Genomic DNA, 25,637 nt, shown 5'->3' with positions numbered 1-25,637 from the left:
GCTGTTTGCAACCGGAACAATAAAAAGACAAATCTATTAACAAAATAAGTCCTAAAAGTAGGCAAACTTTCAGGACTCTTAACTTAGCTCTTTTTAACTCCTAGCCCATTCATCAAGCATATTTAAGAAATAGCTTTCAGACAGACGCTTAATTTTACTACCAGCGCGATTAAATTCTTTCGCTTTGAGAGCTTCCGCATTGCTTTTACTAAAAAAGCCATCATCGCTCATAATTAAATAATCAGTATCCGCTTTAACCCCAGTTTGCGCAATCCCATTCATGTTATTAACCATTTGCGCAGCTTCAACAGCATCTATTTCTACTTCGGGAGCAAAAGCAATCTTCTTATTGTTAACCGGGTTACGAAAGCCCAATTCCCAAGTATCAAGTTCATCTTGTAATAAATCAAAGTTTTTTAGTTTGCCTTGTGCTTTTTCTAAAAGTTCGGGTGTAAAATGCTGGCGAAAATCATCATAAACTTTTTTAGTATCAAGAGAATCATCCAGACCATGATGCTGCTCTACTTGGGCAATACCCGCGCGTTGAATACAGTCAAGCAAGCGGTTATGCTGCTTGGGATAATAAACGCGAGCTAGACGCAAAACATCAACATAGTCATTATTTAGTTCAGGCAAATGAAACTTTTGTGCCAAATCATATAGGAAATTTAAGTCAAAATTGACATTGTAACCAATGATAATATCATCACCAATAAAACTGCGAAAAGCCGTCATTACTTCTTTTACGGGCTTTCCTTCTTTAAGCAGCAGTTCTTCAGTAATACCGTTTAGCTTGGTGATAAAACTGGGAACGTGGTTTGAACGCGGATAAACTACTAACTGGCTAAATTCATCCACGACCTTATTGTTACGTACTTTAACTGCGCCCATTTCGGTCACATGATCGCGATATGGGTTTAAGCCTGTGGTTTCAATATCAAGCATGGTATAGTCTGCAATAAAATCAGGCCATTCCTGCCCTTTGCCCCTTATTTTATCTTGAACGCCAGAAACATGCAGCACGCCATTTTTTACGTAAATACTCATTGAAAATCAGTTACTCCGTCACTAAATAATTAATTAAACTCGCTGTATCTCCATTCACGCCGGCACTACGCTCCTGAATTTCGGGCAGTAACGTTTCTTGCGGGAAATCTGCAGCAACGTACGACCACTGCGGGTATTCGGCAACCAAATGCTCAATTGGCTCACGCAATTGCGGACTGGTTTCATCAACACCCAGTTCTAAAAAGACCGTATTTTTGTCCTCATTGCCAGTCAAAAACCAACGGAAACGGCTATTGGCGTCGGTATCTGGGTAAAAATGATCGTTTAAAGGCATGTGAATTTCCAATGGCTGTCCGCAAACTTCACACTTGGGAACCAGATGTTCTAAAGCTGCTCTTGACTCAGCTGCAACAAATTTTTGCACCACATTGTGAGAGTCTTGCAGACCATGATTGATACCACTGGAACACTGCATCTTAGTCCAATCCCCAAAAGCGTTAAAGATACGATTTTCGTTAAAACCTGCAGTTTCGAAAAAATGACCAAAAGTTGAGGTAGCAATAAAATATTGTCGGTTACCAATTAACTGCTTTAATTGTTTTAATGTCTCACTGGGACGATACGCCAGAGAATATTTTTGAATAAGGCTGGACCATAACTGCCACTTTTCAGACCAGGAAGAAAGGTGCTGGTCAAGTGCATAGCCTACAGAGTGGACATCATATTTTTGCACAATGTCCGGAAATGCCCGCTCAAAATTTTCTTCACCTAAAAGGTCAAGCCCCTCAGCTTTAGCTAAGCCATTACCAGCAACTACCACCACAGTGTCTGCGTTTTGCACTAAGTATTGCGCCTTATCCAAATTTTCCATTTACTGCTCTTTTCTATTTTTGATTATAACCCGTCAAAGAAACTTGACCATTTTCAAATTCACCCAAAAAGATATCACTGGGATCATTATATCCAGCTTTTTTGACCTGTTCATTCAGCCAATCTTCATCCTTATTAATAGATTCAAGCACATCTTGGTTGATTTGACCATCATTAATTAAAGGAAAACGGACATTATTTTCATCTTTTTTGATTACGGTTAATTGACCATTCTTTTCAAAGATACAATTTTTCACTTGATCAACAGAATAGATGCCCTGACTGCGTAATTTAAACATTAGTTCATTAGCCGAAAGTCCAGCAGATAAGCAATTACGTGGTAAAACCTGACCGTTTTTAACTATTTGAATTGGCTTACCATCAATTAAACTGCGAATAAAGTTACTGTGTTCCCGGGCAAACTTCAAAATAAAGACCACTAATGTCCAAACTATCAAAACCAGCAGAAACTGTAAAACGGAAATATTGGCATTATAGATAACACCACCAATTATGCCACCAAGAACATAGTTTTGCAGTTGGTCCAAAGCGGTTGTGGGAGCAATGTTACTCTTGCCAAAAACATTGATTTGAAAAATTAAAGTTAACACACCTAAAACAAATTTAATAAAAAGCTGCGTATAATTCATTATTGCTTCCTCCTAATTCTTGACATCGACTTTGTGATTGATTACGTGTGCCTGCTTTAATGTATATGAATTATTGTCATCATTTAATTCCAACTGGTAATCAATGTCTTTTGAATCAACTCTGACAATTAAGCCATCTTGTAGCGTGGTAGAATTGACCATCACATCAGAGACTGGGACCTTATGATCTTTAGCCACTGATTTGATAAAGGGGCCAATTTGTTCCGACTGCGATTTTACTACATTGGTTTGTACGTATTTCTCATATTGCGTTCCCATAAATAATAATAAAAATAATAGCGCAATAATCCCTAAATCACGGTAACGGGTATCAAATCTGTGCCTGAGATAAAGAACGGTGAAAGCAATCATAGTCAAAGCTGCGACTGCAATCAAAACATATAGAATAGTTTTACTGGTATTTTGATTTTGCTCAATATATTTAAGTGTGTAAAAAGTCATAACATAATTACCTCTATGAAAATAATTCAACCTATTTTTTATAATTAATACGCTTATAAAAGCTGCTATTAATCGTTTTATATCTACCAAATATAGTTAAGAATAGCTATTTTCCTCCTTCTAGGCTCTAACTGTGTTTATAAGCCTACATATTATCAGTATAACAAAAAAGTAGTTAGAACCAGTCTAACTACCACTTGCAAATATTTAATTTATTTTTAGTTATGAGAAGCTCCTGTTGCAGTGTCCGGCTCAACTACCTTGGCCTCTTCTTCTGCAGCTGCTGCAGCCTTAGTTGAAGCTCCGGTCTGAGCATCAGGATCGGAATTTCTCCTATATGTAGCTCCTGTTGTAGCGTCTGGATCAACTACCAGCTTTTGTCCCGTTGTTTCACAGAAGTATTTTACTAACGGATAAAGGTCCTGCACCCATTCATAAATACCGGCATAATTGCCTTCATCATCTTCAACACGCTTATAATAATGCAAAACCAATTGCTTAAGGTTGCCAGTTGGTACTGGCATGTAAACCGTGTCGTGTCCTCCTTCTTTGGTCCGCAAAGCATGGACAACTTTTTTAGCTTCCGGAATGACATCACGTACATCGGGGTGAACCTCACCCATCGTATTGCCTACTTGTGCCGGTACCCTTTTAGCCTTCATTTTGACATTAGGATCAACCGGTCGGTTGTACCACAAGAATTGGTTATTATCGTCAACAAAAGTTAGTTCACCGATGGTATTGCGCAGCATCCAGTTGATTTGGTTAACCGTTAACAGCCCACTATCAAGCTTGACATAATCGTCGCCCGTAGCAGCATGTGTTTTTTCTGCCGCCTTATCAAGCCAATCTGGATCGTTCTTCGTCAGGCCTGCTACAGTATACCGGCTTTTGCCTTGCGCATCAAAATCTTCCTTTAAATATTGGTCTTTGTCCATATCTTTTAACCATTTGGGTTCAGCCATTTTCATTCTCCTTAATTTTTATCTAAAGTAATAATCTCATTGTAACACGTAAGCGCTTAATAAAAGCTGTTTCTTTAAAACATTTTTCATTTTTGATTTGTTTTTCTTTCAATTATAATGAGCTAAAATAGAGTCTAACTGATAATAAAAAGGAGAAAAATATGAAAACAGGTACAAAAATTATTACGCTTGATAACGGCTATCATCTATGGACAAATACCCAGGGTAAAGGAGACATTCATTTACTAGCTCTGCACGGTGGACCCGGAGGCAACCATGAATACTGGGAAGACACCGCGGCACAACTGCAAAAACAAGGCTTGAACGTTCAAGTAACAATGTATGATCAACTGGGTTCTCTTTATTCCGACCAGCCAGATTACTCAGATCCAGCCATTGCCAGCAAGTATTTAACCTACGACTATTTCTTAGATGAAGTTGATGAAGTCAGAGAAAAATTGGGGTTAGACAATTTTTACCTGATTGGACAAAGCTGGGGCGGACTTTTGGTACAAGAATATGCCGTCAAATATGGGCAACACTTAAAAGGTGCAATTATTTCTTCAATGGTTGATGATATTGACGACTATGTCAAAGCCGTTAATCGCCGACGCCAAGAGGTTTTACCCCAAACCGAAATTGATTTTATGCACGAATGCGAGCAGAATAACGACTATGGCAATGCCCGTTACCAAGAAGATGTTAACATTCTAAACATCAACTTTGTTGACCGGAAACAACCGTCTAAGTTGTATCACCTAAAAGATATTGGTGGTTCCGCTGTTTACCAAGCCTTCCAAGGTGACAACGAATTTGTTATCACTGGTAAATTAAAAGACTGGCACTTTAGAAATCAGCTCAAAAATATTAAAGTGCCTACACTATTAACCTTTGGTGAAAATGAAACAATGCCAATCGCTACGGCACAGATTATGCAAAAGGAAATTCCTAATTCCCGTTTAGTTACGACTCCTAATGGTGGTCACCACCACATGGTTGATAATCCGGACGTTTATTACAAACATTTAGCTGATTTCATTAGTCAGGTAGAAAACGGCACTTTTAAAGGCGAATAATAATATTTTTCAGGCAAAAAAATTTCAGACAAGCAGATAGCTGCTTGTTTTTTTTATTTTTTTCACTCGTTAAAATTACAGCAAGTGCAAAAATTGTAGTTTGAACAGACACCCCCTCATCCTAACTACTTATAAATAGTAAGCGTAAAAAATAACAGTATTCCCTAAAATATTTCCCTTATTAAAATAACACTAAAATAATTTTTATGTTTTTATCATTAATCAAAATAAATGAATAACAATATTAATAAGATGACAAGTATTTTTATCCTTTAAAATTTTAAATTTCCTGCTATTAAAGCGATATTTATAAGTGTATGTGTATTGTGATATAAATATTTAAGTAATAATTGAGATATTATATATTTACCGTCTATACCAATTAATGTTATTATAAACCTGAAATATATTTAGAATTATGGAAAAATTATCGGAGACCCTAAATTGAAATCATTTATAGATATTGTATTAATTTTGGGTGGCTGTTCATTCGTTTTTGACTTGTTTTGGATGCTCTACCTGACATTTAGTGGTAATGTCAAGCAGGACCCATACGGCAAACGCAGTCGCAATTTTAAAACCCTGTTCTTATTGATACCGGCAATGAATGAATATCAAGCTTTACGCAAAAATATTCCCAAATTGATTGATTTACAAAAGCAGTGCGAGGATTTTATCAGACTTAAACTCGTCTTTATTGATGATGATTCAAGTGACGGCACATCTTCTTTATTAAAAAAATATGCTTATCATCCTGATATCATAGTCATTCATCGCATTAAACCTAACGCGCAATTGGGAAAAGGTCCAGCGCTACAGGATGCTGCTAATCACATTTTTAAAATGAATTATTCAATAGACGAAACACTTATCGGGGTAGTAGATGCTGATAGTCACCCTAGTAAAGAATACTTGCAGCAAGTAGTACATGCTTTTGATTATTCAAATTATGATTTAGTGCAAACGAGAGTGAACATATACAATCTCAATCATAATATTGCGGTAATGCAGAATTTTGAATTTTCCATTTATAATTCCCTTTTACAAATGGCCAGGACAAGCTGGGGCTCATCCTTAGCTTCTGGCAACGGACAGTTTATGACCTTAAAAATGGCTAAAGACGTGGGTTGGTCATCATCCTTGCTAGAAGATTGTGAATTTTCCTTGAAGGGATTACTAAAAGGCTATCACGGCACCTTTCTCAACACTGTCAGCATCGCCCAGCAAGGTGTTATCCATTATAAAAAATTGATACGCCAAAGAACACGTTGGTGCCAAGGTGGTTTTCAGTGTCTCAATAATTATGGTATTCGCATCGTACGTTCAAATTCTGTTCCGACTATGGTCAAGACTTTTGTAATGTTTTTCCTATTAATCCCTGTATTTTCAATCATTATCACACCAGCAGCAGCCATTTCTTTAATAGTATTGTTAATATACGCCAGAACTAATCCGTGGCTTAGTATATCAATTATTGTGGGTTTGCTATTAGTACAGTATTTGTCAAACAGTTTATTAATCATCAAGCAATGGCGGGAAGCCAAATTTGATGCACCAATATCATTTTCTATCTTAATAAAAATTATTTTTCTGCTTGATATATACAGATGGTCTCTAGCTATCGTGCCCTACAAGGCATTGGGACGAATAATAGTTGGCAATACGTCTTGGTCAAAAACATCTCATAACTAAATTCGCAGAAATTGTAATTATTTACTTTTTTAAAAATTTTTACATTCAAAAAGACTAATAAATTTGTACAGTGACAAGCAATTTATTAGTCTTTTTTTCTGCTGGATATGAAATTATCGCATTAATCCAAATTAAGTGTGCTACTATTCTCTATTTGCAATATTTTTTTAAATTACAGTCAGCCGCCTTAACAGCAATTAGGTTTAACCTCACAGCTATTATGAATCATAGTCTTTTATACATCTGTCATCTTAAACAAACCACCTGCATAAATAAAAATTTCACAGTTTCCCACTTACCTCTAAATTCTTTTTTCTATTAAGACTTATTATCCTGCTTTATTTTAGGTGCCAGCAAAAAAATGCTAATTACGGTAACTAGCAAAAGTACAATTGCTGATACTCCAATGCCTGATCTTGAACCTATTTTTTTGGCAACAAGACCACCTAAAAGAAAGCCCAAAGAGTTTACCCCAATTAACACTGTTTTATAAATACTCGTTACCCGTCCAAGATATCTTTGCTCAACTTGCTGTTGCCTATTCGTGATGATACTAATATTAATAATTGATTCAATTATAGAAACAAATGCAATTGCTAGAACCATTGTTGGTACATTTTGGCTCAGCACAAAAACTACGCGAAAAAGAGCACCTGCAAAAATTAACAACACAAACAATAGATTAAACTGAATGTACCTATTCAACCAATTGACCACCAAAGTACCAATTAAGGCACTGATAGCTGAAATGGCTGAAATTATTCCAATATTTTGAGAAGAAAGTCCTATTTGTGTGCGTAATATTATGAGACTATCATTATCGAAATTTGCTGAAGCAATATTAACTAGTGCAGCTAATATTAACGGATATAAAACAGAATGAAGATTAAGCGTATATTGCAGTCCTTCTTTTATATCTGTTTTTACCGTTTTAAGTGCAGATTTGAGAAGCGCATAGCCGCTAAAAGCAGCAGCCCTAGTTTGCAAGCTTATCTTTTTTTCTAGTAAAAGGCTAATTAAATAGAAAACTGCACAGATACCAATTAAAAGGCTATGTGAAATATACTGATATAATATCCCACCTAAAATAGGCAATGCAAAATTAGCTGCATATTGTATGCCATAAACCAGACTGTTTAATTCAGAAAAATCCTTCTTTTCTACTAAAAAAGAAACAAAAGTAATTTCCGACACCGTATTAAGCGTGTTGGTTACACTGACAACAAGTGATACCGCATAAATAATGAAAATCATGCAATTGACTGTTAAATGGAATAGAAAGGATACGGAAAGAATCAAATAGCTGATTAATCTAATTAAATCACTGAAAATAAGGATTCTTTTAACATCGAATTTATCCGTTAAAGCACCTGCCGGAAGACCTAAAACCAAAATAGGCAATGTTTCAATAATAGAAATTATTGATAAGTGAATACCATTTTTAGTGATATCAAGTACCATCAACGGCAACGCAAATGACATTAAAGAGCTGCCCAAGTTATCTGTGATCACTGACAAAAGGTATAGTTTGTTGTTTTTACTTTTTAGTATATTTTTCATGTAAACAAACAAAAACCTTTCTTTATTTTAGGGTACTTTTCTTAAGATATTAAACGAGTATTGATCTAACAACCATCTAAAACTTGTCAGTGTTCCGGAGTCTGCTCTGGCTAGTTCTAATCATCATCAATTTAACAACCATCTAAAACTGACTAGTTAAAGATGCTAAACGTGTTTCAGTTCTAATCATCATCAATTTAACAACCATCTAAAACCAATTCATCATCTTTATGAAGGACTGCAACGTTCTAATCATCATCAATTTAACAACCATCTAAAACCTTTAACCAACTGTTCTCACCTGCGTGAATGTTCTAATCATCATCAATTTAACAACCATCTAAAACGATGGGTGAACTTCTGCATGCTGATTATAAGTTCTAATCATCATCAATTTAACAACCATCTAAAACATCAAGGCTAGTTATATTATGATTAATTATGTTCTAATCATCATCAATTTAACAACCATCTAAAACAATTCAGATAGAGTTCCTTTTACCTTACTAGTTCTAATCATCATCAATTTAGCAACCATCTAAAACAAAAGGGGATGCGTTGTTATGAATAGTACAGTTCTAATCATCATCAATTTAACAATCATCTAAAACAAAAGAGTCCACTCAGGCGGCCAGAAAAAGGTTCTAATCATCATCAATTTAACAATCATCTAAAACCGATGTTTTATAATCTGATTTTAATAATACAGTTAATACCAATCAACTAGATCCTTATCAATATAATAAAAAGGTATGTCTTCAGGTATCTGCAAATTTTTAGCATCAGTAAATTCGATTAAAATCACAATCAATTTCATTTGCGTAACAAGACTAGCTAATTCTTGCCACTCCCGTTCTTCTATGTAATGTGCTACATTACAAATAACGGGGATCGTCCTCAAATTACAAACTTGGTGAATTCTTAAAACTGTTTCTATTATACCATACGGACTATTTAAAATAGTTTTGTCCAAATGAACATCAGTTAGTTTAAGTAACTTTTTCAGGTCTTCATCAAAAGTAATTTCTAAAGGTAAGTCTTCAAGTAATAACGTATCATGCAAAGTAGTTTCTAAATTATAAAAAGATTTAATAACCTTATTGCGATTCTCCTCATCCAAGTTTGTAATATAACTACTTACAATATGAGTCATATACTTTTCAGTAATGTTGCCACTAAGTAGCGGATCGCCTATAAAATCAAAGGTTTCAGAAATATTTAGTGCATCATAGTTATCATCTGAGCAAAGTAAGAGTTGATTTTGCCCCTGAAAGCCTTGAATCAAGTCACGGTATGCGATTGGACTTCCTGTAGCAATGATTTTTACGCCAAATTTTTTTAGAACCCATTTTTTATGAGTTAAATAAGACAAATTCATAAAATTATCGTCCTATCTGAAGTATTACGCACATCATTAATTGGCTTTCCAACTAAAAAATGCATGTCATTATATTGCTTTTCTGTTACCATCAGCGATTGCACTAGTCCTCCGCGAGGCAAAAATTTTCTAATACGATTTTCTAAAAATTTAGCTGTTTGTCTACTAACACACACCCTCACGTATACTGAAAATTGAACCATCAGAAAACCTTCATTAATCAACTTTTTATGAAATTGGCGATATTCTTTTCGTTCTTCAGCCGTTTCTGTTGGTAAATCAAACATTATCATTAAGCGCATTATTCGGTACCTCATTAGTCAAACTCATCTCCATTTCTGGCAATTCTTTCCTATCCCCATTCAGAAACTTTAAACATTCTCTCGTATAAACCGTAATGGCATTTGTTAAAAGAGTACTTTTACCATTAAACTTTATTTCTAAACTTAAAAGTTCAACTAAACCATACTTAATATCTGGAGTTAGTTCTTTAATTCCTTCATGAGCTTTAACCCAATAATCAACAAATGGTCTAAATGGTTCCATTAGATCCGAAGCTAAATTAAACTGGTTTTCTTGCGAACAGTGGTGAATACCAAAATATGTCAGATAGCCATTCATTACGATTTCACGGTTAAAACTAGAAAGCAAAATAGCATAACCATAATCTAATGCTGCATTGACCGCACTAGTATCACGTCTAACAAAATTTTTATCGAATAAAAGCATAAAGTATTTACGCGCTACAATTGCCTCGCGATTACTTTCATCATTAATTTCCAGCTGATCTAGTTCATTTTGAACATCATCTTTAGCCAAATGATAATTTTCTAAAACTGCAATCTGATTTTTGATCTTTTGACTAACAATCTTTGTCCATAATAATTCTTTTAAATGCTCATCCCAATTAAACTGCTCCTTTAACTTAGCTATATTTCTTGCTCCCGGATAATAAACAGCTGTTTCAACAACTGGATTGTCTTTTTCATCAACAAATATAATTTTGGTTTGATTCTGCGCCAACTTACTAATAAGTGCACTAGTTATCACTGCCTGTGTAGTTGAAACAAGCAATAAATTAATATCCTCAATTGGAATTTGATTTATCCCATCACGAGTTTGAACAATCATCATTTGCATTGAATATGTTAATTTTGCATGCTGCGTGATGATTACTGATCTCCATCCCATAATTCCTCCTTGTTTTTTTTTGAAAAAATGTTAAGCTATAAGTGTTGGTTAGCTACCAACTTCTAATCATTATTGATTTAACAACCAGATTTTAAAATCAAACGATGTACTTTTGTACAAGTTTCAACGCGATATTTATTATCGTCACGCCTCAGGCTCTAATTATTTCTATATATTAGGTTCCATAGCAGAGGCTTTTTTTATACACAAAAATAGAGAGCGATTAATCTAGCTCTCTTTTTTGTATGCACTTTATAAATTAGTTAGCTTAACGCGTTTTTCAAATAATCCGGTAGGTGACTGGAAAACCAATTTAGCATTAGGAGACAAAGTTATCCCGCTTGATGACTGCATCAACCCAAATGGGGTCTTAATTCCTATGTTTTTCAAATTAGGGGTAACTAAATTATCATGCAAACCATTTAAAATATTTTTTAATGTATATTTCTTTTCACTGGTTTTTAGTGCAGCAAACTTTGCTCTGCCGTCATGTAGCCCTTGTCTAAAACCATTAATATCAAAGAGCGGTAAGTATTGATCAACTTTTTCAAGAATTTCATCATAGGCATTCAGGAGAAGCTGATCTTTATCAGCATTTTTTTGATCCATATCATCAGTATTATCAGTTACAACTTTCATCGTTTCCTGAGACAAAGTTAGTTGTTTAGCGTTAGCTCTATATTGTGCTGAATACAACATAAACTTGCTGTCGCCGTCTATAACAACCTGCTTAAAATGAACATGATCTTTAACTACTGTAAAACCTTTTATGCCAGCTTTACTTTTACCATTTTTATTGAACATTATTAGCGGTTCAAGCACTTTATTCAGCTCTTGGTCGTAATTACCTTCCTTTTGAGCCTTCTTTAGACTAGCTAAAGCCCGCATTGGAACCCCAACTACCTTATAAAGCGTTTCTTTTGTTTTTTCAATTTTGACAATTACCATGTACGCATCCGTATTGCCGCTATAGCCACCGTAAATAGCTGGATCTAGATCTTTGCCTTTGGGTATCAATTTTCTAGTCTTTTTGCGATCCCGTTCTCCACGCGGGTAAATTGTCATATTAAACATGTTGCTGTTTTCAGTTGTAGTTTCGCGAGACACCAACATATACTTATAATTATAGGCTTGAATCAATCTGTTAAAAATGTCACGCTGTTTATGAAAGACCACATGCTTAGTATGATTTACCATAACTTCATCACCAGTACTGTCATCTAGCAATGGCTCCAAGAAATTTTTAAGACCATAATATTTAATAGCTTCTTTTTGCTTATCCGTATCTTGACTAAATTTTTTAAATTGTCCGTAAACGAAGAACGGTCGAAAATTAGGGTATACCTGATAAAGAAAATTGTCATTAATTGCTGTTAAATAAGCATCAATTGCGTGGTGATAATCATTAGCTTCTCTACTCTTGTATAGTTTTAGTTCCTTACGCAAAGCGGTGTTATAACCTGCCTTGACTGTGATAATTTCTGTATCTGGAAATTTATCTTGTAGAATAATTGAAACCAATTTAATAATTTGACTGGTTTCAACCAATTGCCTGTTTATAAAACCTTTTTTCTGCTTATCTTTCACTAAATCTGGATCAAATAACAAATTATTCAATTTACGCTGGCTAATTAATCCAGCTTTTTGCCATGTCTTCCACATTTCACTGATTGATTGATTTAACCCAAAAGCAGGTTTTGTAGCAAAAAGATGGGAAGCATACTTTTTATGCTTTTTCTGATTTATTTCGATTTCAGTCAGTACTCTGTTATCTAGTGAATCATCTGTAATAAACGACTGGGGTAAGATGTGATCAATTTGATATTTTTTATGGATGTCGGCAATATCAATTTTTTTACCTGTATAAGCATCCCTACCACACTGAATAAAGTACAAGAAATACTCATCTTTAAGTAAATTACGGTTGGTCATATTTTCTTTAAGACTGTCTGTCAGACTTTGATCTACCAATTTTTTGGCAGTATCTTCGTAAACTTGCAAAAGTTTAGTACCCCGAATATGCGATAATTGGGGATTCCACTTTGGCTCTCTTGTAAATTCAATGGCAAATTGGGCAGGTTTTTTACCACCAGCTGCTTTAACTACATCATCAACCACTTTAATAACCTGTCTAATGGCCTTTTTGTTAGCAGGGGAAGTAAAGGAATCATCAAGAATTTTTTCAATGCCTTTTTCTTCTGTTGCTTGATGGTTTTCTTTAACGATTGCTTTTTTCAATTCCGGTTCATTCACAATTTGCATAAAATTCTTTTGCGTAGTCCAGAGCTGATATATAATATTTTCCCCACCTTTACCTTTCAGCTCTACCAGCAATTTGCGAGACAACCTGCCCCAACCTTGTAAACGCCAGTTTGCAATTGCTTTAAATTGTGCGGGTATTAACCACTTAATTTCTTTATGTAATTTTTCTTGATAAATCTCTGCATCTTCAAAAATAGATGAATATTCAATTATTTTTTCAAAATCTGCTTGATATTCTGGATCATCTAACTGCTTATCAAACACTTTCGTACTCTTAAGGTGATAGTAGCTTGACAAACTAGAGTTAAATTTAGTGGGATCAGCCAAGCCATCTATCTCAGCCGTTTTCATACCGGTATTTTGTAAAATAAATTCCTTAAACGCCTTCTTTGTTACCTTATTTTTCTGTTTGAACAGTTCATTAAATACTTTTTGTTTAAACTTTGGTTCAAGCCGTTTACCGTTAACTCTAATATTGTTCAGCTCATTTAAGACTTCGAATTTTTGGTAAAGCAGACTGCGTGCAGGCAATACGTCTTCTCCAATTAGATAGGTATCTTTAACGGTCATGCGCTTAATAAATCTATTTGCTGAGGTTTCGCGATCTACTTTTTGGGCAAAATTCCAAGGGGTAATTGCACCGTTATTATCTTTACGCTTCATCCACGCAAACTTGAACATTTCATGGTTTTTATTTTGTTGCTTATCTTTTCTTTTATCATCTGGACTAATCAAAGGTCCTACATAATAAGGAACGCGAAATCTAACCAGTTCATCTAACTTGTAGGGTGCTTGCTTGCGGTGTTCTTTTACCGGATTTTCCTCTGCCAAAAATGGATAATACTTACTCTGGTTGGCAATAATTTGATCTAATTCTATTTGGTGCAATTGATAGGGAATAAAGCCGTTTTTATTAACCCGCTGCTTGGGCATGAACTTCTCTTCTTCAATTTTCTGCAAAATCTTCTGAGCTAGTTGGGAATTATCCAAATTTTCCCTAACTATTTTATAAAACTCGTCTTGCGTTAATGCTTTATCCTGTTTAAACTCTTTCTTTGCTTCCAGCAAGCGACCATGACGATTATTGACATACAAGTCATAAGCTAAAAGCAGCTTCCTTACCTGGCCGTGATCAGATAGAGTTGCAATATACTGCTTTAATAAATGATAGTCATCACCATGATCTTTATATTTACATTTCATGGACTGTGACAGAGTCATATTCTCATAGACTATCTGGCTTAAAGCAATCGAACCAAATAATTTTTTGATCTCAGCCACAATGTATTGATCATTGTCGTCAAATTCTGGCAGCAAGTTTTCAAGCTTGTCATCGGCATCCCCGTCAGAAAGTTTAAATTCCCAATCAGCTTTGTCATTTTTATCAATGTCTTTACCTAAAATAGTTTCAAACTGTGTCTTATAACCAATAATGGCATTAGCTATCTGCCTAGTAACATTTTTCTCGTATTTATTTGTGGAGCTTTGCAATAACTTGGTAATTTTTTTGGCTTTATCTAACTGTTTAGTCGTTTTGTCTTTATCTTTGCCACGAATTACAGCTTCTATTGCAGCAGCATTATTCTCGTTTAATTCAATAAAATTTTGCTCCTCGCCATATTTGTCCGCATAGGCTTGGTTAACATTAGTCAAAAAGGAAGCCACATCAATTTTTGAGGCGACAAAACTATTTACAGGTGTGTCTTGTAAGAAATTTCCGCGATATTTAACAATGTGATGGATAGCTAAAAATATTTCACGCAAATCAAATTGACGGTCTTCCCTCATTAGTGCGTCACGCAAATGATAAATCGTCGGATAATCGTGATAAAATTCATGATCCTCCTTAGCTGTCGGAAAGACAATAGCGTGGTATTTTTTCCTATCCTTATCTAATGGCGACACCCAAGATTGATGTAATCGCACAAAAAAGGCTGGATCTACTTTGGCCATTGGTTCCGCAAATATTTCTTCCAGCAATCTTAAACGCCACTTTCTGCGCTTGAGGCGCCTTCTAGTAGTCCTAAAACTACGCCGGTCTGCAGCAGAATGCCCTTCTTCGAATAAATGTGAACCAATGGCACGCTTGCCTCTTAATCTTAACAACCTATTTTTCTTATCCATTACAGCCCAACCACAAGAGTTGGTCCCAATATCAAGTCCTAAAATATAATCTTCAGTAATAGTTTTCATAGTTTTTTCCTTTTTACATCATTTATTACTATAAGAATACCCCAAACAAAAGTTTAATTCACTAAAATTTTCAAATACTATAATTAATATTTTTATATTTTTCAGCAAAATTATTTTTTATTTTAAACAAATTTTTGACGTAAATCGCAAATAAAATATAGGAAAAGAAAAGTCCAGTTGCCAACTTAAATATGAATTAAAACTCAGTTATTTTAAATTTTTCACGCTAAGAAAGCGTATACTAAGAAAAGGAGGTACATTATGAGACAAATAAAAATTGGCAATACAAACTTTACTGCTTCAGCGATAGCTCTAGGAATTATGCGCATGAATAAATTGAGCGTTGATGATGCAGCAGTCACATTAGAAACTGCCCATCAAGCAGGAATTAACTATATTGATTCGGCAGACATTTATGGTCATGGCAAATCCGAAGAAGTTTTTGGTGCAGCATTCCAAAAGTCATCATTAAGCAGAGAAGATTTTTATATTCAGTCTAAAACTGGCATTTATGAAAATCCTAAATTAGATTACAAGACGACGAGGTACGATTTTTCTAAAAAGTACTTGATTAAAGCAGTCGACGGCATTCTTTCCCGTATGAAAATTGATTATTTGGACAGTCTGCTACTCCACAGACCTGATGCCTTAATGGATCCTGCAGAAATTGCTGCTGCTTTTGATGAATTACAAAGAGACGGCAAAGTAAGACACTTTGGTGTATCAAACTTTAACCCGATGCAAGTAGACTTATTGCAAAGTGGAGTCAGCCAAAGACTGTTAATTAACCAATTGCAACTTAGCGTCATGCACACCGGTCCAATTGATTTCAACATTCACACCAATATGACAGATGAGCGCAGCATTGATCATGACCGCGGCGTGCTAGATTATTCACGCTTACACAACATGACTGTGCAGGCATGGTCACCTTTCCAATATGGTCAAATCGAAGGCAACTTTATTGGCAACCCGAAGTTTCCGGAAGTCAACGAAGCCTTGCAAAAAGTAGCTGATCAAAAAGGAGTTTCGAAAAATGCGGTAGCCGCTGCCTGGATATTACGCCACCCCGCAAATACCCAAGTTATTATCGGAACGATGACGCCAGCCCATATTATTGACAGCGCCAAGGGGGCAGATATTTCCCTTACAGCTCAAGAATGGTATGACATTTATTTAGCTGCCGGTAATGATTTGCCATAAGCTCTGTTATCTAAAACAAAAATCCTAACGTTTCTACGTTAGGATTTTTTATTTATTTTGCTCTTCTGGCATAACTGTTGGGTATCTTGAGCTTGTTACGGTACTTCGCTATGACGCGCCTACTTAAAAAGACATCATGTTTAGCAAAAATTTCCACTAACTGCTGGTCACTAAGTGGCGCACGGGTATTCTCTTTTCTAATAATTTTGCACAAGTCATATTCTACGCGTGCTTGTGATAAATCGGTAGTGACTTCCCGCGGAAATAGCATTTTAAAACTAAAAATTTTATTTTGACACTGGATGTATTTATCCTTGATAGCCCTGCTAATCGTACTTGGTGCTAGGTTCAACGCCTGTGCGGTTTCTTTTAAGCCCAGCGGTTTTAATTCTTTTTTGTGCATTGTTGTCAAAAATTCATACTGAAACTGACCAACAAATTCACCCAGCCGCATAATAGTCTTCTGCCGTTCCGCAATTGCATTCTTCATTTCCTCATAACGCTGTTTTTGCTGGGAAAAATATTTATTTTCATCTGCCTGCTCTTTTAATTCATTAAAAGATTGCTCATCAAAAACCATTTCCGGTATCTGACTTTGTAAATTTTCAATCATTAAGTGCCCGTCATTTACTTTATAAATAAGGTCAGGAAGTAAATATTGCGTGTTTTTTCCGGTCACATAATCACTTGCCGGTGTAGGATCTAAAGTCTGAATACTAGCTAATGCCGCAGTTAATTCCGTCTCCGAAAATACAGAATTATGCCATTGATCTGGATCAGCTAATATTTCTAACTGTTTATTGAGCAAAATTTCAAGGGCAACAGGATTAAAGTGAGGTTTGTGCCGCGCTTGAAGCAAGAGACATTCATTTAGGTCGGCAGCGCCAATGCCGCATGGGTCAAGACTTTGAAGCAATTTCTTCGCTCTAGTTAAGTTTTCAAGCGAAAACTCACTACGCTCAATAATTTTAGTCAAGCTCACCCTTAAATAACCATCTTCATCCAAATGATAGATCAACATTTTGACCGCACGTTTTTCCCAATCATGCCAATCACTCAAATCAACCTGCATCAGCAAATGGTCCACGAGATTTTCTCCCTCAGGTGCACGTAACCATTCCAGATTTTGCATCGCGTCACTTTGCGGTTCACGTAAAAAAACAAAGGGATCGCTGGCACTTAATTCTTTCATTGCCTTAATTAAATCATGGGTACTATATGAAAGAACCGTCAGATTCTGCCTTAACTTGGGCGACAAAAAAAGCCGTGACACTAACTGCTCTTTTGGTTTCAATACCATCTTTTGCAATCGTGTCATCGGCTTTTCTCCTTAATGAACCTAAATACTTACTAATTGAATTTCCATGACATTCTTATTCATAGACAGATCTTCAATTATATTTGCATAATCAATAGAACGTGGGATTTCTATATCATATATATTAACATAGGTTATATCATTTAAGTTTTGCGTGACTTTAAAATTTACGTTGACAACAGTAATATTATGTTTCTTAAAATAATCGTTGATAAATTCTTTTGTCTCTACTTTGTGCTTATATTTTATCTCTAGCTTTTTCATTGGATGAATGTGGATCAATCTTTTTGAAAAAACCAAAACTATAATTACTGCTATTGCTCCTACTACTCCAATTGCATAATCACCCATACCTAAAGCCAATCCTATTCCAGCAACTGCCCATAAACTGGCAGCGGTAGTCAGTCCTAAGATAGTCCGGTGCTGAACCAAAATAGTTCCTGCTCCCAAAAATCCTATTCCCGAAACAACCTGTGCAATTAAACGGGCTTCATCTGCCCTGACAACACCTGCCATTTTGGGCTGTGCGTTTGCTATCTGCAGAGCATCAAAACCAATCTTTTTTTGAATTAAAGCGATTATACAAGCACCAACACAAACTAAAACATGGGTTTTTATTCCTGCTGGTCTATTTTTATGTTCTCGATCAAAACCAATAACACTTGCAATTACGATAGATAAAGCTAATCTAGCAATAATTTCCGGCAGTGTCACGGCTATATCCAATTAAACCACTCCAATTAATCCTAAAATAATTGCTAAAACAAGTACTCCTAATAAAATCCAGTTAACATTAACCTTTTTAGACAAAAGCCAGTAGCAGCCAAGAGTAACCAGCAAAGGTACTAACCCTTTCCACAATTGGTCAAGGTATGTCTGAATTAAAATTGGCTTGCCGCCAGTAATCGGAATACTTAACTTAGACTTAAATTGCACCATTGTTGCCGTCATACAGCCGATCATCATTAATCCTAAAGTTGAAGCAGCCTTATTCAGTAACTTCATACTGCCACTTTCATACATATTTTGAATAAAGGTGTCACCCAAAGTGAAGCCCATGTAAGTTAAGTAATACCTAGTTAAAATTGACGGTACATTATAAATTATTAAGAAAAGAAGTGGTCCCAAGATAGAGCCCTGACTGGCCAGACTAATACCAACACCGGCAGCGATAACTCTCAATACTCCCCAGAAAATTGAATCGCCGATACCAGATAATGGCCCCATTAAGGAAGTTTTGATCGCAACCGTGGTTTCAGGGTCAAAATTAGGGTCTTGGGCAGTCTTTTTTTCCATTGAAGCAACTAGTCCCATTACAAAAGTACCCACATTTTGCGTAATATTGTACCAAGTTGTATGGCGCATCATTGCTTTACGGTGACCCTCTTTGTCATTTTTATAGTATTCATCAAGAGCGGGCATGATTGAATACATGAAACCAGGGGCATGGGCTTTAGTTGCTCCTACCCGGCTGGCAAAAACTGTGAATGAACGCCAAAAAATTCGATTAATTATTTTCTTGTCTGTCGGTGATACATCTTTAGTTAATTTCATGAGAAAAAGTCCTCCTCTTCTTGTTCAGCAGCTGTTTCAGTACTCTTGGTCTGATTTTCATTATGGGGCATAGCCACCATTTCTTTTTGCTTATTTTCAATGTCCATGATTTGCTTATCACGGATCCATTGAATAACAACAATAATGATGCCGACCGCAGCCACAGCGACTGATGGCAAATTCATATATGCAGCTAAGATAAAACCTAAAAAGTAGTATGGTGAAAGTTGCTTACTCCATAACATTCTCATCAAGATAGCAAAACCAACAGCAGGGAGCAATCCACCGGTTGCTGCCAAACCAGCCATTAGGTTGGCAGGAATTTTCGCAACTAATTGTTGCACTGGACGAGCACCGGCTAAAACTGCGAAGAATGTAACTAATGAAAAGATAAAATAATTCAAAAACCACATCCCAAAATGAAGTCTGGTTAAGCCCTTAGAATTATCATCACTAGCTACTTTATCAACCAGCGGCGCAAAAATATTCATCACTACGTTCTTCATAAACATTAAGATAAATGCCGCAAAAACTCCGATGGGCACTGCTAAAGCCAAGGCTGCTTTCGTGTTAACCCCTAAAGTAATTGCAAAAGTAGTTGCCAATACTGTAGCAGTAACAGGCTCAGCCGAGAGCGCACCACCAATATCAACGGCGCCCATGAAAATAGCTTCAAGAGATGCTCCGATTAAGATACCGGTTCTCATATCTCCCATAATTAAGCCCATAATTGTACCAACCACTAATGGTCGCTCAATCATTGTTTGACCCCAGAGCCAGTTTCCGCCTAAGCAGATAAAAACACAGAGGGCTGCCAGAAAGGCTGTTTGTAACATAATTTACCTCCTTCAAAGTCAAGTCATTATTTGTTTTTCAATAAGGTTTTAATTGGTGTCTTGGCATTACTTGGCACCACTTGGTTAAAGACAGGAATATCTAAACTAGCCAGTTCTTTTAAAGACTCCAATTCATCTTGCGACAGCATTAAGGTTGAAGAAAGCTGAACCGCATCATTGGCGTCTTTGGCAAAGCGGCCAACGTTAGCAACGTTTATTCCTTCAATATCCTTAACGTTCTGGGCAATTTTCAGTGCATCTTTAACGCTATTGGTCAGAGCAAAAATTCTCATATTGGCGCCCTTAGGATTGTTAAAAACTTTAATAGCATCATCAACTGTTCTAATTAGCAGTTTTTTACCCGTTGGCGTTGCCATTTTTAGCGTCATCTGGACCATTTGATTATTAGCTGCATTATCGTTAGCTACAATAATTCCTGGTGTATTCAGTTCTTTGGTCCAAACTAATGCAACTTGACCGTGAATTAAACGGTCATCTACTCTAAGTTGTGCAATCATTTTATTTCTCCTTATCCAAAAAATTCATCTTCTTGAGTGCTCGACTCATCACCATCATTAAGTTGAAACAGTTCAACTTGGCTTTGATTAATTAAATCCTGCAAATGTTCTTTCGTAAGCTTTTCGTTGTCTAAAAAGACTGCCAATACAACTGCAAGGTTGGTTTGAGTAACAATAAAAATGTCTTTTTCTTGGGCCGCCTTTAAAACAACCTTCTGATTTACACTACCTCCCTTTAAATCAGTAAAAATGACGGCTGGACGTTTAGCGTTTTGAATAAAATCCGTTATTTGCTTCGTATAATCAGATTTATCAACATACGCATCAATCACCTGAATCTTTTTTGCCATTCCCGTTAAAATATCAATGGAACTTTTTAAGCCGCTGGCAAAATGTCCGTGACTGGCAATTAATATGTCTGTCATCTTGTCACTCCTTTTCCTAAATCAATCATCACTAACTCTTTAGCAAAAGACGTGCCAAGTAATGTGAAGCCCGAAATGAAGGCAATAAAAAAGAAGTGTTTAAAATCTAAATACTTCTTTTTGCAGTATTAAACACTTTTAAATGAACTGTTTAAACAATTCGTACAACAATGACATTTCATAACTAGAAACCTTAATGTTGTATTTGATTTCAATTGGTTGAAAAATACTCTTGGTTATTTTAAAAAAGCCTTTTTCTTTGTCTGACTTGGGTTCAACTTCGACTTCAGTCGTATTGTGCATCATTGAACGTTCAATCATAAGGGCAATGTGCATGTATAAGTTTAATTTTACCTTGCCATCTAATCTTAAATTATAAAAGTCCTCGTATTTTTTATTAATGGTTTCCACTTCACTTAAAACTACATCGGGGTTTAAAAAGCTTAGACGTTCAGAAATACCCTCTTTAGAAAAGAACCGCAGTAATTGGTTGTTGAAGTTCTCCATTTGCTTTGGGGTCAGATAAGGAGAGAGCCATTTTTTCAACTTGTTTTCACCACTGGAATCCAGTATGTCATACAGATTCATGTGGTTAAATTTAACTTTTTCCGTTAAATCAATAGTAGTCAACACGAATAAAGTTCGGTCAAAGTAGGACCATTTTTTGCCGGCAATTTTTTCTTTTAGTGAATTATAGCCTAAGGGGATCACCTTTATGCTGGCAGGTAAATAGTCCCGAATGATATCACTAATTTTCTCAGCTATACCCAAGCCCGAAATGCACGAGACTAAGATGTTCATTGACTGAGAAAAACCTTCGTAATATTTCACCCCAATGTCATAGTCTTTATCGGCCTTTTCTGCAATTTGTTTAAAAGGTAAATTCTGCTTCATTTTGAGTGCTAAATCTAAAGCAGTTAAAGTCGTCAAATTATTGACGACTAATAAATCACCATCTAATTGCGCACTGATTTGACCATAAAGCTGGCTCAGTGATCCCATATCAACCATTAATATGAAACCATTAGTGGTATTAAAACTGCTGATCAACTTATTAGCTTCATTAATAATTGTCGCAATGTCAGCATCAATAGGCATATCAATCGCATCAAAAACATAATTGCCACATAGGGAATTTACCACAGCCTGAATGCTGGTTGCCGTGCTTTCTCCATGTGCCACCATTAATCCGCGCAGCTGAATATTTTCATCCACGTGATCACTTAAAAGTAGTGCCAAAATTAACGCTAAACTGGTTTGACTTTCCTCATCAAGAACGGATAATTTTTCATAAAATTTACTGGCAACATGCAGCGATCTTGGTAAATGAGCAGTTATAACTTCTGTGAGTTTTTCTTTGTCGCAGTTGGGTTTAAAATGACGCTCATACAGAACATACATGACTGGTTCCAAATAGTCCGTTTTGTTCAAGCCGTACTGGTTGGTGATGATTTTTTTAAAAAGATAATTGTGTTGCACATGCAATCCTGATGCCAGCATCCCTTGCGTAATAAACTTATTAAGCGCCTGAATCTGTAAGCGACAGGCATTTAAATTGGCATTGGTAAAATCCGTGCTGAGTTTTTGTAAAGAAGAAGTTATTTCTAATAGTTTCGCTGTCAAACTGATACGTGGTACATACTGGGCTTTTTCATTGGGATCAACTGTCAAGGCACCATAATCTTTAAAATGTGGCAAAGAAGCCAAATCCAAGTCTCTTAGTTTTAGAGCGATTGTTTTCGAACTACTGCTGTCATGATAGGCGGTGGCACAAGAAACTTTCACAATATTTTTCAAATAGCCGATATTACCAGTATGCTTTAGCTGTAAAAGTGCTGAAACTACCTTTTGGTCAATTACAATTTTTTTATTTATCTTATGCGCTTCATGCAAAAACAGCGAATTAATTAGTTGCAGCCGTTCATCAATTGGACGCTCAATATAATCCGGTAATTTTATGCGAACAGGAATACGTCTCAAAAATGTGGGCAACAAAACAGCTTCCGGCTTTTCGGTTGTTGCCATAATCAACCTGACACTTGCTTTACAAGCGTGAGCATTATCACCCATTTTGTAAAATTCGCCAGAATCAATAAAGCTAAAGAGTTTTTCTTGATTTTCACTACTCAGCCTGTGTACTTCATCTAAAAACAAATAGCCGCCATCCGCCTCTTTTAATAATCCCTCTTTATCCGTGTCTGCCCCGGTAAAAGCTCCTTGAACATAGCCAAAGAGCATACTGGACACAAGTTCAGGATTATTGGCATAATTGGCACAATTTAAAACGATATACGGAGCCTTTTTGCCAATCACACCTATTTCCTTAGAATACGTGTATAATTTACTGGCCAAAAAGCTTTTTCCTACGCCTGACCTACCGGTAATTAAGACGTTCAACCCAGCAGGTGGATAAGCTGCTGCCGCACTAATTTGTGCGATTGCCTTTTTAAGCGAGCCACTATTTCCTATCACGTTCTTAAAAGCTGCTTGCTCAGAAAAATTGGCAGCAGAAATTTTAGCCCACCTAACTGGTCTTTGAGTAATTTTTTGTACTTTCTTGTCTTCAAGCAATTGATTTAAATAGTGACTAACTACTGATCTGGACAAATTTAGTTTCTCAGCTAGCTCGCTGGTCGCAATTGTCACATTATCCGGTAACTCATCTATTTGCTTTAGTACTCTTTCTTTAGCTGCCTTCATTTTTATTTCCCCCATGTTTTCATTATCTGTATTATAACGATTAAAAAGAGCGCTTACTAATCAATTTTGGCAGAAGTTCATAAAGTAGAATTGTTTTAGCTATTGCTGAACCTGCTACTTGAAAAGTGTTAAAAAATGCTTCTATAGCAGGTTTCGTAAATCGGCGGCAAAATTTTACTACTTATATCACTAGAACTTTTTTGCTCCAATATCTAGCAAGATTTTATTTTCAAACTAGATAAAAGCTAAATTAGACCTTGACTTTAAATTTTTATTTTTTTATAATGCGATTATCGAAGTTGGAGGTAAGTTTTAATGATTACTTTTAGTAAACAGCTAAATAATCGTTATTACCTTAGCTACTATAGATAAGTGTTTGGGTTCATCTAGGTGAATTCAAACGAAACTCAAGTTTGAATTTATCTATGATGGCTAGGCTCTTTTAGTATGGTTAGCCACATAGCTTTCTAAGTGGCTAACCACACCCAATCATTTTGGCAATTTAATTCCTGTGTACCCGCTTAGAAGTAAGTGGGTATTTTTTATGGAGGCACAAGATGCATTTGAGAAAATTAGTTGCAGGAATTACAATTGTAGGATTAATGACGTTAGGCGGTTGCAGCAGTAAAAAAGCGGACAAATCTGCCACCGAAGTTAAACATGTCGGTGTGTTGCAAGTAGTGCAGCACCCTTCTTTAGACAAGGCATACAAAGGTTTTAAAAAAGGATTAAAAGAAGAAGGTTTCGTTGAAGGCAAAAATCTCAAGATTGATTACCAGAATGCGCAAAATAATCAAGATAATTTAAAGAGTATGAGTGAAAAACTAGTCAACGAAAAGTCCGATTTGATTTTAGGTATTGCCACACCAGCTGCTCAGAGTGTGGCTAATGCTACTCAAAAAATTCCCACTGTTGTCACCGCAGTTACAGACTTAAAAGCAGCCAAACTCGTTAATTCAGATGAGAAACCGGGCAGGAATATTACGGGAACAACAGATATGGTATCAATTAAACGCCAGATTAAATTGCTCCTGTCAATTGTTCCGAAGGCTAAAACTATCGGTATCATGTACAACGCTGGTGAATCAAACTCCAAAATTCAGGCTGACTTAGCAACAGCTGCACTGAAGAAGGCAGGAGTGAAAGTTTTAATTAAAACGGCAAATACGACTAACGATGTCCAACAAGTAACAGAAACTCTGGCTTCAAAAGTTGACGGCATTTTCGTTCCTACTGATAACACCTTTGATTCAGCAGCTTCAGTAGTTGGCAAAGTAGTTAAAGAAAAGAAAGTTCCTCTAGTAGCAAGTTCAGTTGACCAAGTTAGAACTGGTGGTTTGGCCTCAATCGGAATTGATTACGAATTACTAGGAGAACAAACTGGCAAAATGGCTGCCAAAATTTTATCTGGCAAGGCTAAACCAGCGAATATGCCGGTCGAAAAAGCACATGATATGAAATTAGTGGTAAACAAGAGCATGGCCAAGGCACTGGGAATTGATCCCAAGTCAATTAAAGCCCCTAAATAATTTTTGTAAGATACTTAAAAGACCGCACAGAAGCGGTCTTTTAATTTAAGGAAAAATATAATTAAACACAATTTTTAAAATAATAATTTATTATTTCTTGACTTTTTCTTCTTTATTTTTTATAATCTTCTCATTAAGGTTGGAGGTTGATCTTAATGAAATATTATATTAAACACGTCTCACAACTGAATAATCGTTATTACTTTAGCTATTTTAGATAGGGTTTGGGTTCATCAAGATGAATTCA

21 protein-coding genes and 1 CRISPR repeat array are annotated in these 25,637 nt (G+C 35.9%); of the genes, 4 read left to right on the top strand and 17 right to left on the bottom strand.

Going from position 1 to position 25,637, the window contains the following annotated elements:
- Window positions 1-93: 93 nt before the first annotated feature.
- The 5 genes from LACWKB8_RS01770 to LACWKB8_RS01750 all read right to left on the bottom strand — a co-directional run bounded on the left by LACWKB8_RS01770 (window position 94) and on the right by LACWKB8_RS01750 (window position 3,955).
- Window positions 94-1,047, bottom strand: coding sequence for an exonuclease domain-containing protein (locus tag LACWKB8_RS01770; RefSeq protein ID WP_038521297.1), 954 nt, complete (start codon window positions 1,045-1,047; stop codon window positions 94-96).
- Window positions 1,048-1,057: 10 nt separating this feature from the next.
- Window positions 1,058-1,879 (bottom strand): hypothetical protein, encoded by an 822-nt coding sequence (locus tag LACWKB8_RS01765; protein ID WP_038521294.1) that lies wholly within the window; start codon window positions 1,877-1,879, stop codon window positions 1,058-1,060.
- 13 nt (window positions 1,880-1,892) lie between these two features.
- Window positions 1,893-2,528 carry a DUF421 domain-containing protein gene (locus LACWKB8_RS01760; RefSeq protein ID WP_038521292.1) on the bottom strand — a complete coding sequence of 212 codons (636 nt, stop codon included), beginning with the start codon at window positions 2,526-2,528 and terminating at the stop codon, window positions 1,893-1,895.
- Window positions 2,529-2,540: 12 nt separating this feature from the next.
- Window positions 2,541-2,990, bottom strand: a complete 450-nt coding sequence (locus tag LACWKB8_RS01755; protein ID WP_038521289.1) for a DUF3290 domain-containing protein — start codon at window positions 2,988-2,990, stop codon at window positions 2,541-2,543.
- A 218-nt stretch (window positions 2,991-3,208) separates the two neighbouring features.
- Entirely contained in the window at window positions 3,209-3,955 is a 747-nt protein-coding gene (locus LACWKB8_RS01750; RefSeq protein ID WP_038521286.1) for a PAS domain-containing protein, read from the bottom strand.
- Window positions 3,956-4,116: 161 nt separating this feature from the next.
- Here LACWKB8_RS01750 and LACWKB8_RS01745 point away from each other — a divergent pair, with 161 nt between their 5' ends.
- A complete protein-coding gene (locus LACWKB8_RS01745) occupies window positions 4,117-5,031 on the top strand; it encodes a proline-specific peptidase family protein (protein WP_038521283.1) in 915 nt (304 codons plus the stop codon).
- 444 nt (window positions 5,032-5,475) lie between these two features.
- On the top strand, window positions 5,476-6,723 hold the full coding sequence (locus LACWKB8_RS01740; protein WP_038521280.1) for a glycosyltransferase family 2 protein: 1,248 nt from the start codon (window positions 5,476-5,478) through the stop codon (window positions 6,721-6,723).
- 318 nt (window positions 6,724-7,041) lie between these two features.
- Here LACWKB8_RS01740 and LACWKB8_RS01735 read toward each other — a convergent pair whose 3' ends face one another.
- The 5 genes from LACWKB8_RS01735 to cas9 all read right to left on the bottom strand — a co-directional run bounded on the left by LACWKB8_RS01735 (window position 7,042) and on the right by cas9 (window position 15,307).
- Window positions 7,042-8,283, bottom strand: a complete 1,242-nt coding sequence (locus tag LACWKB8_RS01735; protein WP_166484936.1) for an MFS transporter — start codon at window positions 8,281-8,283, stop codon at window positions 7,042-7,044.
- A gap of 47 nt (window positions 8,284-8,330) precedes the next feature.
- A CRISPR array of direct repeats spans window positions 8,331-8,960; the repeat unit is 36 nt; unit sequence GTTCTAATCATCATCAATTTAACAACCATCTAAAAC.
- A gap of 32 nt (window positions 8,961-8,992) precedes the next feature.
- Complete coding sequence (gene csn2 / locus LACWKB8_RS01730; RefSeq protein WP_038521278.1) at window positions 8,993-9,661, bottom strand: type II-A CRISPR-associated protein Csn2; 669 nt, start codon at window positions 9,659-9,661, stop codon at window positions 8,993-8,995.
- The gene (gene cas2 / locus LACWKB8_RS01725) at window positions 9,658-9,963 is read right to left on the bottom strand and encodes a CRISPR-associated endonuclease Cas2 (RefSeq protein ID WP_038521275.1); all 306 of its coding nucleotides are present in this window, start codon (window positions 9,961-9,963) and stop codon (window positions 9,658-9,660) included. The genes csn2 and cas2 overlap by 4 nt, the downstream gene beginning before the upstream one ends.
- A complete protein-coding gene (cas1, locus tag LACWKB8_RS01720) occupies window positions 9,941-10,852 on the bottom strand; it encodes a type II CRISPR-associated endonuclease Cas1 (RefSeq protein WP_038521273.1) in 912 nt (303 codons plus the stop codon). The genes cas2 and cas1 overlap by 23 nt, the downstream gene beginning before the upstream one ends.
- Before the next feature lie 252 nt (window positions 10,853-11,104).
- A complete protein-coding gene (gene cas9, locus LACWKB8_RS01715; protein ID WP_038521270.1) occupies window positions 11,105-15,307 on the bottom strand; it encodes a type II CRISPR RNA-guided endonuclease Cas9 in 4,203 nt (1,400 codons plus the stop codon).
- Window positions 15,308-15,568: 261 nt separating this feature from the next.
- Between cas9 and LACWKB8_RS01710 the strand changes: the two genes are divergently transcribed.
- Window positions 15,569-16,510 (top strand): aldo/keto reductase family oxidoreductase, encoded by a 942-nt coding sequence (locus LACWKB8_RS01710; protein ID WP_038521267.1) that lies wholly within the window; start codon window positions 15,569-15,571, stop codon window positions 16,508-16,510.
- A gap of 52 nt (window positions 16,511-16,562) precedes the next feature.
- Here the strand turns inward: LACWKB8_RS01710 and rpoN are convergent, their stop codons facing one another.
- From rpoN to LACWKB8_RS01675, 7 genes are all read right to left on the bottom strand, one after another.
- Entirely contained in the window at window positions 16,563-17,828 is a 1,266-nt protein-coding gene (rpoN, locus tag LACWKB8_RS01705; RefSeq protein WP_038521264.1) for an RNA polymerase factor sigma-54, read from the bottom strand.
- A 21-nt stretch (window positions 17,829-17,849) separates the two neighbouring features.
- Window positions 17,850-18,554 (bottom strand): MgtC/SapB family protein, encoded by a 705-nt coding sequence (locus tag LACWKB8_RS01700; RefSeq protein WP_038521261.1) that lies wholly within the window; start codon window positions 18,552-18,554, stop codon window positions 17,850-17,852.
- Window positions 18,555-19,382: a PTS system mannose/fructose/sorbose family transporter subunit IID gene (locus LACWKB8_RS01695; RefSeq protein ID WP_038521258.1), complete on the bottom strand. Its 828-nt coding sequence runs from the start codon at window positions 19,380-19,382 to the stop codon at window positions 18,555-18,557.
- Window positions 19,379-20,218, bottom strand: a complete 840-nt coding sequence (locus LACWKB8_RS01690; RefSeq protein WP_038521255.1) for a PTS sugar transporter subunit IIC — start codon at window positions 20,216-20,218, stop codon at window positions 19,379-19,381. The genes LACWKB8_RS01695 and LACWKB8_RS01690 overlap by 4 nt, the downstream gene beginning before the upstream one ends.
- A 26-nt stretch (window positions 20,219-20,244) precedes the next feature.
- On the bottom strand, window positions 20,245-20,736 hold the full coding sequence (locus tag LACWKB8_RS01685) for a PTS sugar transporter subunit IIB (RefSeq protein WP_038521252.1): 492 nt from the start codon (window positions 20,734-20,736) through the stop codon (window positions 20,245-20,247).
- Window positions 20,737-20,747: 11 nt separating this feature from the next.
- On the bottom strand, window positions 20,748-21,161 hold the full coding sequence (locus LACWKB8_RS01680; RefSeq protein WP_038521250.1) for a PTS sugar transporter subunit IIA: 414 nt from the start codon (window positions 21,159-21,161) through the stop codon (window positions 20,748-20,750).
- A 138-nt stretch (window positions 21,162-21,299) separates the two neighbouring features.
- Window positions 21,300-23,861 carry a sigma 54-interacting transcriptional regulator gene (locus tag LACWKB8_RS01675; protein WP_038521247.1) on the bottom strand — a complete coding sequence of 854 codons (2,562 nt, stop codon included), beginning with the start codon at window positions 23,859-23,861 and terminating at the stop codon, window positions 21,300-21,302.
- 602 nt (window positions 23,862-24,463) lie between these two features.
- Between LACWKB8_RS01675 and LACWKB8_RS01670 the strand changes: the two genes are divergently transcribed.
- Window positions 24,464-25,390, top strand: coding sequence for an ABC transporter substrate binding protein (locus LACWKB8_RS01670; RefSeq protein WP_370567552.1), 927 nt, complete (start codon window positions 24,464-24,466; stop codon window positions 25,388-25,390).
- Window positions 25,391-25,637 lie beyond the last annotated feature (247 nt).

This window comes from Lactobacillus sp. wkB8, from assembly GCF_000761135.1.
Classification (GTDB): domain Bacteria; phylum Bacillota; class Bacilli; order Lactobacillales; family Lactobacillaceae; genus Lactobacillus; species Lactobacillus helsingborgensis.
Note: the sequence above shows the minus strand (reverse complement) of the source record. Positions and strands in the feature narration are given on the sequence as shown.

Excerpts from the sequence above, each read along its gene's own strand:
- LACWKB8_RS01770 (WP_038521297.1), bottom strand. The coding sequence starts at position 1,047 with ATGAGTATTTACGTAAAAAATGGCGTGCTGCATGTTTCTGGCGTTCAA.
- LACWKB8_RS01765 (WP_038521294.1), bottom strand. The coding sequence starts at position 1,879 with ATGGAAAATTTGGATAAGGCGCAATACTTAGTGCAAAACGCAGACACT.
- LACWKB8_RS01760 (WP_038521292.1), bottom strand. The coding sequence starts at position 2,528 with ATGAATTATACGCAGCTTTTTATTAAATTTGTTTTAGGTGTGTTAACT.
- LACWKB8_RS01755 (WP_038521289.1), bottom strand. The coding sequence starts at position 2,990 with ATGACTTTTTACACACTTAAATATATTGAGCAAAATCAAAATACCAGT.
- LACWKB8_RS01750 (WP_038521286.1), bottom strand. The coding sequence starts at position 3,955 with ATGGCTGAACCCAAATGGTTAAAAGATATGGACAAAGACCAATATTTA.
- LACWKB8_RS01745 (WP_038521283.1), top strand. The coding sequence starts at position 4,117 with ATGAAAACAGGTACAAAAATTATTACGCTTGATAACGGCTATCATCTA.
- LACWKB8_RS01735 (WP_166484936.1), bottom strand. The coding sequence starts at position 8,283 with ATGAAAAATATACTAAAAAGTAAAAACAACAAACTATACCTTTTGTCA.
- csn2 (WP_038521278.1), bottom strand. The coding sequence starts at position 9,661 with ATGAATTTGTCTTATTTAACTCATAAAAAATGGGTTCTAAAAAAATTT.
- cas2 (WP_038521275.1), bottom strand. The coding sequence starts at position 9,963 with ATGCGCTTAATGATAATGTTTGATTTACCAACAGAAACGGCTGAAGAA.
- cas1 (WP_038521273.1), bottom strand. The coding sequence starts at position 10,852 with ATGGGATGGAGATCAGTAATCATCACGCAGCATGCAAAATTAACATAT.
- cas9 (WP_038521270.1), bottom strand. The coding sequence starts at position 15,307 with ATGAAAACTATTACTGAAGATTATATTTTAGGACTTGATATTGGGACC.
- LACWKB8_RS01710 (WP_038521267.1), top strand. The coding sequence starts at position 15,569 with ATGAGACAAATAAAAATTGGCAATACAAACTTTACTGCTTCAGCGATA.
- rpoN (WP_038521264.1), bottom strand. The coding sequence starts at position 17,828 with ATGACACGATTGCAAAAGATGGTATTGAAACCAAAAGAGCAGTTAGTG.
- LACWKB8_RS01695 (WP_038521258.1), bottom strand. The coding sequence starts at position 19,382 with ATGAAATTAACTAAAGATGTATCACCGACAGACAAGAAAATAATTAAT.
- LACWKB8_RS01690 (WP_038521255.1), bottom strand. The coding sequence starts at position 20,218 with ATGTTACAAACAGCCTTTCTGGCAGCCCTCTGTGTTTTTATCTGCTTA.
- LACWKB8_RS01685 (WP_038521252.1), bottom strand. The coding sequence starts at position 20,736 with ATGATTGCACAACTTAGAGTAGATGACCGTTTAATTCACGGTCAAGTT.
- LACWKB8_RS01680 (WP_038521250.1), bottom strand. The coding sequence starts at position 21,161 with ATGACAGACATATTAATTGCCAGTCACGGACATTTTGCCAGCGGCTTA.
- LACWKB8_RS01675 (WP_038521247.1), bottom strand. The coding sequence starts at position 23,861 with ATGAAGGCAGCTAAAGAAAGAGTACTAAAGCAAATAGATGAGTTACCG.
- LACWKB8_RS01670 (WP_370567552.1), top strand. The coding sequence starts at position 24,464 with ATGACGTTAGGCGGTTGCAGCAGTAAAAAAGCGGACAAATCTGCCACC.